This window comes from Vibrio sp. 2-1-2a (genome assembly GCF_032648565.1).
GTDB classification, from domain to species: Bacteria; Pseudomonadota; Gammaproteobacteria; order Enterobacterales; family Vibrionaceae; genus Vibrio; species Vibrio diabolicus.
Map to the genome: position 1 here is coordinate 107945 of NZ_WBOH01000006.1, position 11708 is coordinate 119652.

Here is an 11708-nt window from a genome sequence, read left to right on the forward strand (position 1 = left end):
ATAATGCAATTGATAATTGATCTTATTTCGGTTGTGAGTAATAATCTGCTCAAGTTTTCATAGTTTCCCGAGATATTCCGTGAACGTACAAAGATATGTCATTGCAGGAGGTGCTTCCCTTGCAATCCATGCCGCACTTCTTTTTGTTTCTCAAGAAACGAAAGTGTTCGCGATGCCTGCTGGAAATCCAGCAAGTTCGGTAAGTTTAAACCTTGTATCGGCACCACCACCTACCGTCGAAACATCCACGCCAGAAAATGTGGCGCCACCAAAAGAACCGCAGCCTCAGGAGCAGCCTGAGCCGGAAAAGAAGATCGTAAAGAAACAGGTCGTTAAGAAAGACGCTGTTAAGAAAAAGGTAGTGAAGAAAAAAACAGAGCCGGTCAAACAATCTAAGCCTAAGACGGTGGAACCAGCCAAAGCCGTAACAAAACAAGAGAATCAGCCCGAAGCCAAACCGAAGAAAAAAACGGAACCGGCGAAGAAAGAGATGGTCGCTCAGCAAACCGCGCCAGCGAGCCAATCCAAAGGGGCAACGTCTCAACCTATTTTGGTCGACAAACCAACGTTTGTGAATCAACCAACTCAGCCTCGCTACCCAAGATCTGCACAAAGACGCGGTATCGAAGGCGTAGCCTTATATGAAATATGGCTCGATGAAAATGGCAATCAAATTAAACAGGTTTTGATTGAGTCTTCCGGCACAGAATCGCTGGACGCCTCAGCGCTTCGTGCCATCAAACAGTGGCAATTTACACCACATATTTCGGGCGGGCTAAAAGTGGCTCACCGAGTACAAGTACCTGTTCGTTTTAAGTTGGATGGATAATGGAACAACTACAAGAATTACAAACTCAACTTGGCCTAATGACATGGCCTTTGATCATTTGCTCAGCCCTCACCGTCATGATCATTACCGAGCGGTTATTCCACGTTTTGATTAGCCTTGGCGTCGGGAAACGAGCCATTCGCCAAAAACTCATTGGGTTAGACCCAACGAATGGAAACGATCTTGAGACGCTTGCAGAAGAATTGTCGCATAAGCGACCGCTCCTTTATCGTGGCGTTGCCATGTTGCTTGCCCATCACTCTTTCTCAAAGTCTCTAAGAGAAGATGCCGCAGGCATTTGGCTACAAGAAAAACGTCATCAGCTGCATTCTGGCCTTCGCTTACTGACGTTGATTGGCGTCATTAGCCCTTTGATTGGTTTGCTTGGTACGGTACTTGGCTTAATTGAGATGTTCAAAGGCATCGCTGTCTCAACGGGGAATATCACCCCGAATGATTTGGCAGACGGTCTAGGCTTGGCCATGCGCACTACTGCAGCAGGTCTTATTATCGCCCTTCCTGCGATTTCAGGAGCACAAATCATTGGTTTGTGGGCGGATCGTGTGATCGCCAAACTCGAACACACATTAAACTATGTCAACTTATGGCTTGAAGGTATCTCTCTGCAACACGTGTCGCCAGACAATTCAACATTAGCAGTGCGCTCTTCTGCAAAGGTCGAGGCAGAAGCACAATGATTAAAACGCCACAAGACAACACTCGTAACGACTTAACTCCAGATTTAACACCGCTGTTGGACATCATTTTTATCGTAATGGTTTTCCTGATGTTAACTGCAGCGGTCAAGCTCGATTCATTAGATGTCAATTTACCGAGTACAGAATCTCAGGCCGTTGCAGATGTCGATAAGCAATCCATCACGGTAAATATTCTCAAAGACGAGCCTTACTGGGCCATTAACGGCAAGACATACATCGATTGGGACAACTTTACCCTCGCGCTGCTAGAAGAGAGTAAATCAAGCGATAAACCGATTGTGATTGGAGCAGAAAAAACCGCGAACATTCAGTCGCTAGTTCAACTTCTCGGCTTTTTACAAGAAAACGGAATTCAGGCAACTCAGTTACTCACTGAAGAGCCATCATAAAAATAAGTAAGATAGAGATCCTTTCAAAATGAAGAACACACGTGCCACCATTCATGCTGTTGTTACGGCTGCCATTTCCCTACTTGCGAGTAGCCAACTTTTTGCCAATGAAACACCATCATCAGAGCGTGTTGTTAGTGCAGGCAGTGCCGTCACTGAACTGTTGCTTGAACTCGACGCCAAAGATAGCTTGGTTGCTATCGACGTAACCAGTCAGTTACCAAAAGGCATGGAGCTGCCTAAAGTAGGCTACCATCGCCGCCTTTCAGCAGAAGGGTTGCTCGCCTTACGTCCGACAAAAGTCATTGGCTCTGATGAGATGGGACCGAAAACGGCATTGAACCAATTAAAAGCAGCGGGGGTAGATGTAGAAATCGTCAATACCGATGCCAACGTTGAGGGCCTTTACCAACGTATCGATCAAATTGCGAACCTTATGAATCGCCAGGCTAAAGCGGAAGATTTAAAGCAAGATGTGAAAGCACAAGTTCAAGCACTCAATGCAAATCAACCTGCTCAAGCTCAGAAAAAGAAAGTACTGTTTCTACTCATCCATGAAGGTCGACCTGCGAACGTTGCAGGATCAGAAACCACACCCGATGCAATTATCCAGCTAGCAGGAGGACAAAACCCAGCTGCTGATCAGCTGTCTTCTTACAAGCCTTTATCCACAGAAGCCATGGTAGAGATGCAGCCTGACGTTATTCTCGTTAGCGGTCGCAGCTATGAAACGCTGGGCGGTGCCGATGCGATTTTAAAAGCAATGCCACTTCTCGCCGCAACACCTGCGGGAATGAATAAAAATATCATCACGATTGACGGTCACGCCCTTGTTGGTGGTTTGGGTCTTAAAAGCCTTGCAGAAGCCGAGCGTTTGAATACGCTGCTTTACCCATAGAGACATGGCATGTTGTTAAGACGTATCTCCCTTTCAACGACGTTATCCGTACTTAGTGGCTTTTTAGCATTTGTTGCTATCGCCTCTATTACCGTTGGTCCAATGAGCATTAGTTTCACTGACAGTTTGCGTAGCCTAACAGGAAGCAGTTCTGATCTCGCTCCTCACATTCAGTTGGTGATTAATGAGATCCGATTACCTCGCACCATTTTATGTATGTTCATCGGGGCTATTTTGGCGATTTGTGGCGTGGTTATGCAGGGCTTATTCCGCAACCCGTTGGCCGAACCCGGCATCATTGGCGTGTCTGCTGGCGCTGCTCTTGGTGGTGCATTCGCTATTGTTGTATTTGCTGAGTTTAGCCAAAACTATCCGCAGCTAATGAACTTAGCTGCACTGCCTCTTTTTGCTTTCCTAGGTGGTGCGTTGACGACCATTCTCGTTTATAAGCTCGGCACAAGTAAATTTGGTACCTCAGTGACGATTATGTTGTTAGCTGGTGTTGCCATCAGCGCGCTTTCAGGAGCGGCGATCGGTTACATGAACTTTATTGCTGATGATCAGATGCTACGAGATCTAACACTTTGGTCGATGGGCTCATTAGCTGGCGCAAATTGGTCGGGGATAGGCCTATCCGCTGTCACGCTGGTCGTCCTATTATTCTGGTTCCAGAAAAAATCGATGGCGCTGAATGCTCTTCTGCTAGGGGAATCAGAAGCAAGACACTTGGGAGTTCCGGTCCAAAAACTCAAACGACAGCTTATTTTGCTCTCTGCATTGGGGGTTGGTATTACGGTGAGTATTAGTGGTGCAATTGGTTTTATCGGGCTCGTGATTCCTCACTTAGGACGCATGCTAGCAGGCCCCGACCATCGAACGCTACTGCCAATCTCTGCACTCATGGGAGCGCTGCTTCTTACCGCTGCTGATATGTTTGCTCGTATTGCCGTGGCACCAGCAGAATTACCCGTCGGTATCGTGACCGCCTTGATCGGTGCACCCTTCTTCATCTACTTATTGTTCCAGCAGAAAGGGAAGATTTTGTAATGAACCAGATCGTTTTATCGGGTAAAAACATTTCGATGAAATTTGGCAAGCGAATTGTTCTCGATGACATCAATATTGATATCCGAGCTGGTGAAGTGACCGCCCTACTCGGCCCCAACGGTGCGGGCAAAAGTACTTTGCTCAAGCTTCTGTGTGGTGAAATCTCTTCAAATCATGACATCGCCTACTTCGGTAAACAAAAGCATGATTGGGAGCCTGAAAAAAGCGCAAAACACATTGCGATGCTCCCACAGCACAGTACGTTGACCTTCCCATTTTTAGCCAGAGAAGTGGTCGAATTAGGCGCGATTCCGCTATCGCTGTCCAATAAAGAAACAACTAAGTTAGCTTTACATTACATGGAACAAACCGATGTAATGCATTTGGCAGAAAGCCTCTACCCATCTTTATCTGGTGGCGAAAAGCAACGATTACATCTAGCACGCGTGATGACACAGCTACACCAATCTGGCGAGGAACGAATCTTGATGCTTGATGAGCCAACCTCTGCGTTAGATCTCGCCCACCAACACAACACGTTAAAGACTGCTCGTGAGGCCGCGAAAATACAGAACGCCGCAGTCGTTGTCGTGTTGCATGACTTGAATTTAGCCTCCCAGTACGCAGACCGACTTGTACTTTTGCATAAGGGAAAACTGGTTTGTGATGACACACCATGGAATGCACTGACGCCAGAGCGCATTGAGCACGTTTATGGCTACCGCTCCATCGTGACAAAACATCCAACTTTAGACTTTCCTCAAGTTCACGCCGCCGCTTAGCGTGTATCTCTTCTGAGCCGTATCTTCTGCTTTCCAAACGACAAAGGCCCGCAATAATCATATTGCGGGCCTTTGCTTTGATATTTAATCGAAGCTTGGGCTCAAAAGAGCGGCGAGAAAATTACTGTGTTCTGCCTTGGCTTTACAACCAAAGCAGCAAACAAGTGTTCATCTATCGCTCTCAATTGCGATTACTTACTCATTTGGATCAATGAACGACCAATCAACCACTCGAGCTCTTTGTCACCACCTGCGCCAAACTGGCTTTCAACCATTTTGTATAAACGGTCAATTCCGTTAGCAGCAAATTCTTGCGCATTTTCGGCCGTGACAATGTGATGGAATAGCAGTCGTAAAATCGCGAGGAACTCAGCATCTTCCAGTGCTTTAATCCAACTTTGTGAAAATGCACTTAGCCCTTTATCAAACTCTAGGTGTTCAATAAACATTTTAAAGATACGGCCATCCAGTGCGGCGGTGAAGTCCGTTTTCTTAGGGAAGTGATGGCTAATACCGGTACGAGATATACCTGTCTGCTGACTTAGAGTCGTGTACGACATTTTGTCGTAACCTAGTCTTAGTAGCTGATCAACAACGGCATCCATGATCTTTTGGATAGTGATTTCGGTATCTTCTTTACTACGCTTTGGCATATTTTAAGCTCTTCTCTTTGTAAATCCATCTAACTCACTATTAAATGAGGCCAGAATGAAATCATTCTTAGCATTATACCCAAGTAGCCCAAGGCACTTCGTTAAGCGAAACCTAAAAATTGAACCGCTAACACCTGCGCATTAAGGCCATTTGGATATATGTACTGCGACTACTTAATATAAAGTTAAGTTCCAAATCATAACGTCTTTACACTGCGTAATGTGCAATTTGCAGTTATGTTTTTGTCAATACATGCTACTCAAAATAAGGCGAAAAGTTAGTCTCATCAAAACCTTGCGCCAATTATTCATCGAAACTATTCAAAGACCAAGAATGATAATTATTAAAAATAATCAATCAAGAAATAGTCTTATAAATTGTCCATTAGTTCAACTGGGCTGAGCGAAATCTCGTCACTATGTTCGTTAATTGATTTTAAATGTTGATATATATCACATTAACGTTCTTGATGATTTAGTAATCCAATCTTTAACCCTTACTTAACAAGCGCCTATTCTGTTCTTTTTTTATTCAAAACTCGTCATTTTTGTAGATACAGATCAAATACCTGATAGAATACCCTTAGTATTTACAAGAGGATTCGTTATGAGTGTCGAATTAGAAAAAAACCAAGTATGTGAAGCTTGCGGCTGCGCAGGCGAGATTGGCTTCATCATCAAAGAAGGTGACGAAGTTGCCGACGTAACGGTTTTCGCACAGACAAAAATAGAGCTAGAGTCTGAACTACAAAAATACATTGAGCTCGCTAAATCAGTATGTGCTGATGTTGAATACAATGTTTCTGAAATAACAGAAGAGTCAAACCAAGCGACGGCTCGATTCAAATTTGAAGTAAGTGCTGAAAAGCTTATCTTTGAATTAAAAACTCGCTCACTCGCGCGTTAATGGAAAAAGCGAGCTCTGTGCTCGCTTTTTTTATTTTTCCGTTATCCTAATATTAAACAGACCGTTTTTTGGCGTTTATTTATCTTTTTTGAATACCACCCACTTTAACGAACCATTCGTTTCAAAATCGTTCTCAGCTGTACACATCAGTAATACACCCTCAACATTAATCACGGCTCCGGTGGTGTAGGCTTTATCATCGTAGTAACAGATACGCTGACCTACCTTGCCGTCAGCGACCACCAGCGCTTTGCTTTCTGGCGTACTGTATGATTTAGCAAAAGCGGCCCCAGATAGTAGTACTGCTACAACACCAGCGACAAAAATAGACACTCTTTTTAACTTCATGAAAATCTCCCTCAGACGCTCATGATACTAACAAGGACGCTTGTTCAGTTCTTGGCAGAACCTCATATTCTTCATATCTCTACTGATATTTTTCTCACATTTACTTTTAAATAAACTATATAATCAATCACTTAATCATTCCCTAACTTGCACACTGAAGCAGCTCGGCATCGTGAGAGCGTGTATGCTTTCAGATAAAGCCCTAATTTGAAGTTCTTGGGCTAAAAATCAAAAACTGTTAACAAAGTATGCATAATGAGTCTATTTACGTATAAGATGAGCACTTAAGATCTCTATGTTTAACTAAGTCTCTGGCTATGCGTATTGTTTCCCTTTTCCTTACTTTGATGCTGCTCTGCTTCTCATCTTACGCATATGAGCTAGATTACTACTCTAAGTTTGGTCACACCGATAATTACGGTAATCTTGATCTACGAAACAAACCTTACACCCAATTACCTTCTGGGTTAGTGGTCAAAGGCAACTTAAATATCTCGCAAACCCCGATCAAAAAGCTGCCTAAGGGGCTTGATGTTGGAGGCAGTTTGGAAGCAACCAACAGCGCGCTCAAAACCATTCGCTCAGGTACAAAGATAAAAGGTTATGCGAATCTACTAGGTAGTAAGATCGAAAGCTGGCCTAGGGGCATCAAACTCGGCGGTTATCTGAACTTGACGGATACACCATTAAAAACGCTCCCAGCTAAACTTCGAGTCAAAGGCGATTTAAGTGTTATTCGCACTCCTATCTCTGCTCTTCCTGAAGGATTGGTGGTTGATGGTAACCTTTATATAGGAGGATCCGCGCTACAAGTATTTCCAGACACGATGACGGTGAAAGGGAATATCTTTTTAGGTGGTAACAAGATCACCAAGTGGCCTAGCAATTTAACCCTTGGCGGGGCTGTTGCACCTTAAAAAGCAGACAAGAAAAAGCCCCGGGAAACCGAGGCTTTATGGCGTTCATAATCCATCAAGTTCAGTGATGAATATTACTCTTGATTGTTCACTGGGTTGGCATAGCTCGCCACCAAATAAGGTCTTGCCCCTTCAGGTAACTGCTCCAATTTATCCGCGAGGTGACGCTTCACCGCCTCTGTGATGATGCTTGAATCTTCGCGTCCAGCAGCTAGCAAGTTGATTGGGTACAACTTGTAGTTGTTGTGAATTTGGCGGTCGATTTCACCGGCAAGAGATTCTGGCGTTTCAAACTCTTGCTCAATCACATCACCAAACGCGACATGCACACGGCCTTTATAACCAATGATGCCCTGAATGATGCTTTCGATATCTTCAAATTCACCTTTTTCATAACGGCCATTTTCTGCTTTTTCGTACAGCTCTTTTGCTTTGGCAATGTCACATGGATCATTTTCATAGGCAATCGAGACAGGAACGATTTTCAAAGAACGCGTGTATTCACCAAAGCTGATCTTCTGCTTGCGGCCTTCAACATGGAACATTTTTAAAATCGCAGGATCAGTAAAGTCATTTCCATCTTTAGCACGACCTTCCTTTTGGGCAATCCAAATTGAATTACCGGTATCAAGCGAGTGTTTAATGTAGCTCGACAGTTGTCCTAATGCTTTCATCATTTCTCTAGGCGCCTTAGCAGAGCGCTTAACGATGAAGCTTTTATTGAGTCGCATCAATTCTGTCGCACATGGCTTCTTCAGCAGGTTGTCACCTATCGCAATACGAACTGTACGGTGCCCACTTTGGTACAAGCCATAGTTTACTAGCGCAGGGTCCATCGCAATATCACGGTGGTTAGAAACGAATAAGTACGACGTGTTTTTATCCAGCTTATCCAAACCAGAAAAAGTGACGCCATCCGTTGTCTTATTCAATGTATCTTTCAGATACTTCTTCACTTCAATCTGAATCGCTTCTACAGAATCAAGCTTGCTCCATTTAGCTTTCAGGTAGATGCGCAGGATCGGGCTCATTAGCGTTTTAAACCACGCTGCTTTATTAGCAAAGCGATGATCGAGAATAGCAGTGATAAATTCATCATCTTGGATTAGACGATCCAGCGCTGCTGGAATTTCTTCGTCATTGTAAGGACGAATTTCAATATAAGGATCGGTATTGGCAGTCATTGTTCATTACATATCAAAAAAAGCTGGCACATTTTACGCATAGTTTTGCTGACAAGCAGCATTTCAACCCATACTTTTAACATGGTCATACCAGTTAGGCTACAATTTCTCATGCTAAAAAATTCTCTCAGCTGGTTGGAATCGTATAGGTTTAACGTTACCCTTAGCGCCAAAAAACACTGGTACTCATAATGAACTACGCAATTGAATTTCACGACGCTAAATACCCCTTTCTTGAAGTAGCTGCGCGCAAAAAAGCACTGAAGCACAGTCTACTGTCTGTCGTAGAAGGGTTAGCCGTCATTAAATTGGGTAAGCAGGAGTATGCCATTGAACCAGGCCAATATTTTTGGATTCCTCAAGGATGTTTGAGCTCCCTCACCTTTTTACCTAATTCTCGTGTATATCGTTGTGATTTTTCTGTGCGTTTAAATGATGACTTCTCACAACAAGCAGGTTTTGTGAAACCTTCACCGCTGCTAAAAGCCCTCGTCGAGAAACTAGCAACAACAGCCGAGCGCTCAGATCTGCAAACCGATCTACTGACGGTAGTAAGACATGAAGTATTGACTCTCTCTCCGAAACTAGCGCACTCAACGTTAACAAAAACCATCAATCAGTGGACGCCTGGTTGTGACATGGACATTTCTAAGGAGCTGTGCTTGGTACTGACACTCCGTGAAGCAAGAAAAATGAAGCTGTCGGGAAAGAAAGAAGAGCAGATTGTCGATACGCTTTTTGCGGGTAATACAGAAGAATATGAGCAACTTTGCTTTTTGGTCTTTGGAGAAGCGCTATAACTCGCATTCTAACGAGCCATCTTTTCAGTATTACGCAGAGTAACGCGCGCAGAAAATAGAGACTCAGATAAAAATAAAAAGGGCGTACATGGATGATGTACGCCCTTTTTATGTTCGCTCAAGGTGACTAGAAGGGAACTTCAATCTGCATCATCCAGTCAGCGTCGTAATATTCGTGCCAACGATAATCAAATCGCATTCTTGGCTGTCCGTCGGATTTATCACCAAAACCCACGCTAAACATCAGGCCATGACTACGGAGCCACTCTTCTGTGTCCATTTTGCTCTCTTCGTCTCGGAGCTCTTCCGGCATCCAAAAACCAAGCCCAAAATAATTCTTTTCTAGATTTTGGGTTAGGAGTGGTGTGTCTTCCGGCTTAATCGCCCACTCTTCCCAATAGTTTTCTGTTGGCCCTTCGAATTTCGCTTCCGCAGCATACCAAATCAACGCATCCGTACTTAATACGCCAATGGAATCTAAAATTTCTTCACAGATAGGAAGGGTGTTATCTTCAAACACAACAGAACGATCAGAAAAATAGTTACACGCAGAATGAGCTTGTGTTACCACAAGCAGCGCACATGCACTAAATACGGCTAATCTGACCATGAAAATCTGACCTCTCAGTTCCCAGATAATGTTTCTTTGTATAAGCCTTCGTTAAGCAACAATTCACAGACGGACGGGGTTGTGTAGGCGTTTATGTCTTCACCCGTAACCAATGCGTTACGTATATCCGTGCTTCTGACTTTTACTTTTTCAGGGCACGCCATAACAGTCCAACGTTCCATAATCTCTTCTGCTCTACTAAATTTAGCAAATTTGAAGAAATTATCAGGACCTATGACAAAAGTTATATCGGCTGTTGGGTAGATTTCTTGAATTTTTTCTAACAACGCATAGGTTGTCACACTTTGTCCGGGCTGGTACAAAGCTTGCTCTACATCAGAACGCCGAACATTAGAAAGCCCCATATCTTTGATGAATGCATCAACCATTTTGCACCGAGTTGGGTAATCGAGCATATTCTTGCCCCAAGCGTGTGCAATGCTAGGTTCAAGTAGCACAAGGTCAAAGTGGCTCAATGACTCAATAACACTTTTATGCCCTAAACTAGGTGGGTTAAATGCACTACCAAAAATGGCGATTTTTTTCATATCCGGTGATTACCTGGTTGAAGAGAGTTTTCTAATCTGATGATTTCGGTATGATACTACTAATCTTTACAGCTTTTGACCCTAAAGTCGTGTTTATCAGTCTCAATTGCATGGTTTATCACCATTTGAGCAAGCGGGCTTTGGTGTCTGAAATATTTGCAGGAAAAGGAACCCTAAATGGAACAATCCATCCGTGATGAAATGCGTGTACTCCCTTCAATTGATCCGCATTTTGAAATTGAACGCCGTATTGCTTTTATTAAGCGTAAGCTACAAGAAGCAGGTTGTAAGTCACTGGTGCTTGGCATTAGTGGCGGTGTTGACTCAACCACGTTAGGTCGCCTTGCCCAGCTTGCAGTAGAACAATTGAATGCGGAATCTGGTACTGACAAATATCAGTTTATCGCAGTACGTCTGCCTTACGGTGAGCAAAAAGATGAAGATGAAGCGCAACTGGCACTCTCTTTCATCAAGCCAACACACTCTGTGTCTGTGAACATTAAAGATGGTGTTGACGGTTTGCATGCGGCGACTGATACCGCATTGCAAGGGACGGGCCTGCTTCCGACTGAAGCCGACAAAATTGATTTCGTAAAAGGTAACGTAAAAGCGCGAGCTCGTATGATTGCACAATATGAAATCGCTGGTTACGTTGGCGGCTTAGTATTGGGAACAGACCACTCAGCAGAGAACATCACCGGTTTTTACACTAAGTTTGGTGACGGCGCGTGCGACCTTGCCCCTCTATTTGGTTTAAGCAAACGTCAAGTCCGCGAGTTGGCTGCAACATTAGGCGCACCAGAACTACTTGTTAAGAAAGTACCAACGGCAGATCTAGAAGAACTAGAGCCGCAAAAAGCAGATGAAGATGCTCTGAACTTAACTTATGAACAGATCGATGACTTCTTAGAAGGCAAACCCGTTCCACAGCAAGTGAGTGATCGTCTGGTAGCGATTTACAAAGCAACGCAGCACAAACGTCAGCCAATCCCAACGATTTACGACTAAGCGATATTTTCCGTTCACTTTTAAACTCAAAACGCTGCTAAAGTTAGCAGCGTTTTTATTGAGAACCGG

15 protein-coding genes are annotated in these 11708 nt (G+C 43.9%); 10 read left to right on the forward strand and 5 right to left on the reverse strand.

Annotation, left to right across the window (positions count from 1 at the left end):
- Nucleotides 1-79 precede the first annotated feature (79 nt).
- Genes F7Y48_RS16865 through F7Y48_RS16890 form a run of 6 tightly spaced genes read left to right on the forward strand, consistent with a single transcriptional unit; the run spans nucleotide 80 to nucleotide 4664 of the window.
- Nucleotides 80-829 (forward strand): energy transducer TonB, encoded by a 750-nt coding sequence (locus tag F7Y48_RS16865; RefSeq protein WP_237311254.1) that lies wholly within the window; start codon nucleotides 80-82, stop codon nucleotides 827-829.
- Nucleotides 829-1527, forward strand: coding sequence for a MotA/TolQ/ExbB proton channel family protein (locus tag F7Y48_RS16870; protein ID WP_005392513.1), 699 nt, complete (start codon nucleotides 829-831; stop codon nucleotides 1525-1527). Before F7Y48_RS16865 ends, F7Y48_RS16870 begins: the two co-directional genes overlap by 1 nt.
- Nucleotides 1524-1937 carry an ExbD/TolR family protein gene (locus tag F7Y48_RS16875; RefSeq protein ID WP_005392512.1) on the forward strand — a complete coding sequence of 138 codons (414 nt, stop codon included), beginning with the start codon at nucleotides 1524-1526 and terminating at the stop codon, nucleotides 1935-1937. The genes F7Y48_RS16870 and F7Y48_RS16875 overlap by 4 nt, the downstream gene beginning before the upstream one ends.
- Nucleotides 1938-1965: 28 nt before the next feature.
- On the forward strand, nucleotides 1966-2835 hold the full coding sequence (locus F7Y48_RS16880; protein WP_237311258.1) for a hemin ABC transporter substrate-binding protein: 870 nt from the start codon (nucleotides 1966-1968) through the stop codon (nucleotides 2833-2835).
- 9 nt (nucleotides 2836-2844) lie between these two features.
- A complete protein-coding gene (locus F7Y48_RS16885; protein WP_012842435.1) occupies nucleotides 2845-3882 on the forward strand; it encodes a FecCD family ABC transporter permease in 1038 nt (345 codons plus the stop codon).
- Nucleotides 3882-4664, forward strand: a complete 783-nt coding sequence (locus F7Y48_RS16890; RefSeq protein ID WP_316685099.1) for a heme ABC transporter ATP-binding protein — start codon at nucleotides 3882-3884, stop codon at nucleotides 4662-4664. The genes F7Y48_RS16885 and F7Y48_RS16890 overlap by 1 nt, the downstream gene beginning before the upstream one ends.
- Before the next feature lie 191 nt (nucleotides 4665-4855).
- Here F7Y48_RS16890 and F7Y48_RS16895 read toward each other — a convergent pair whose 3' ends face one another.
- Nucleotides 4856-5317 (reverse strand): TetR/AcrR family transcriptional regulator, encoded by a 462-nt coding sequence (locus tag F7Y48_RS16895; RefSeq protein WP_005392508.1) that lies wholly within the window; start codon nucleotides 5315-5317, stop codon nucleotides 4856-4858.
- A gap of 607 nt (nucleotides 5318-5924) precedes the next feature.
- On the opposite strand from F7Y48_RS16895, the gene F7Y48_RS16900 reads away from it, so the two are divergent.
- Nucleotides 5925-6224 carry a YfcZ/YiiS family protein gene (locus F7Y48_RS16900; protein ID WP_253651314.1) on the forward strand — a complete coding sequence of 100 codons (300 nt, stop codon included), beginning with the start codon at nucleotides 5925-5927 and terminating at the stop codon, nucleotides 6222-6224.
- A 75-nt stretch (nucleotides 6225-6299) separates the two neighbouring features.
- On the opposite strand, the gene F7Y48_RS16905 is transcribed toward F7Y48_RS16900, so the two are convergent.
- Nucleotides 6300-6572, reverse strand: a complete 273-nt coding sequence (locus F7Y48_RS16905; protein WP_046873765.1) for a YnjH family protein — start codon at nucleotides 6570-6572, stop codon at nucleotides 6300-6302.
- Between the two features lie 317 nt (nucleotides 6573-6889).
- On the opposite strand from F7Y48_RS16905, the gene F7Y48_RS16910 reads away from it, so the two are divergent.
- Entirely contained in the window at nucleotides 6890-7489 is a 600-nt protein-coding gene (locus F7Y48_RS16910) for a hypothetical protein (RefSeq protein WP_046873766.1), read from the forward strand.
- A gap of 74 nt (nucleotides 7490-7563) precedes the next feature.
- On the opposite strand, the gene F7Y48_RS16915 is transcribed toward F7Y48_RS16910, so the two are convergent.
- Nucleotides 7564-8673, reverse strand: a complete 1110-nt coding sequence (locus tag F7Y48_RS16915) for a 1-acyl-sn-glycerol-3-phosphate acyltransferase (RefSeq protein ID WP_005392503.1) — start codon at nucleotides 8671-8673, stop codon at nucleotides 7564-7566.
- 191 nt (nucleotides 8674-8864) lie between these two features.
- Here F7Y48_RS16915 and F7Y48_RS16920 point away from each other — a divergent pair, with 191 nt between their 5' ends.
- Nucleotides 8865-9473 carry a hypothetical protein gene (locus F7Y48_RS16920; RefSeq protein ID WP_047008435.1) on the forward strand — a complete coding sequence of 203 codons (609 nt, stop codon included), beginning with the start codon at nucleotides 8865-8867 and terminating at the stop codon, nucleotides 9471-9473.
- A gap of 127 nt (nucleotides 9474-9600) precedes the next feature.
- On the opposite strand, the gene F7Y48_RS16925 is transcribed toward F7Y48_RS16920, so the two are convergent.
- The gene (locus F7Y48_RS16925; RefSeq protein ID WP_006742203.1) at nucleotides 9601-10083 is read right to left on the reverse strand and encodes a hypothetical protein; all 483 of its coding nucleotides are present in this window, start codon (nucleotides 10081-10083) and stop codon (nucleotides 9601-9603) included.
- Nucleotides 10084-10097: 14 nt separating this feature from the next.
- The gene (locus F7Y48_RS16930; protein ID WP_316685100.1) at nucleotides 10098-10631 is read right to left on the reverse strand and encodes a nicotinate-nicotinamide nucleotide adenylyltransferase; all 534 of its coding nucleotides are present in this window, start codon (nucleotides 10629-10631) and stop codon (nucleotides 10098-10100) included.
- 177 nt (nucleotides 10632-10808) lie between these two features.
- Here F7Y48_RS16930 and nadE point away from each other — a divergent pair, with 177 nt between their 5' ends.
- The gene (nadE, locus tag F7Y48_RS16935; protein ID WP_006742205.1) at nucleotides 10809-11639 is read left to right on the forward strand and encodes an ammonia-dependent NAD(+) synthetase; all 831 of its coding nucleotides are present in this window, start codon (nucleotides 10809-10811) and stop codon (nucleotides 11637-11639) included.
- Nucleotides 11640-11708: the final 69 nt, after the last annotated feature.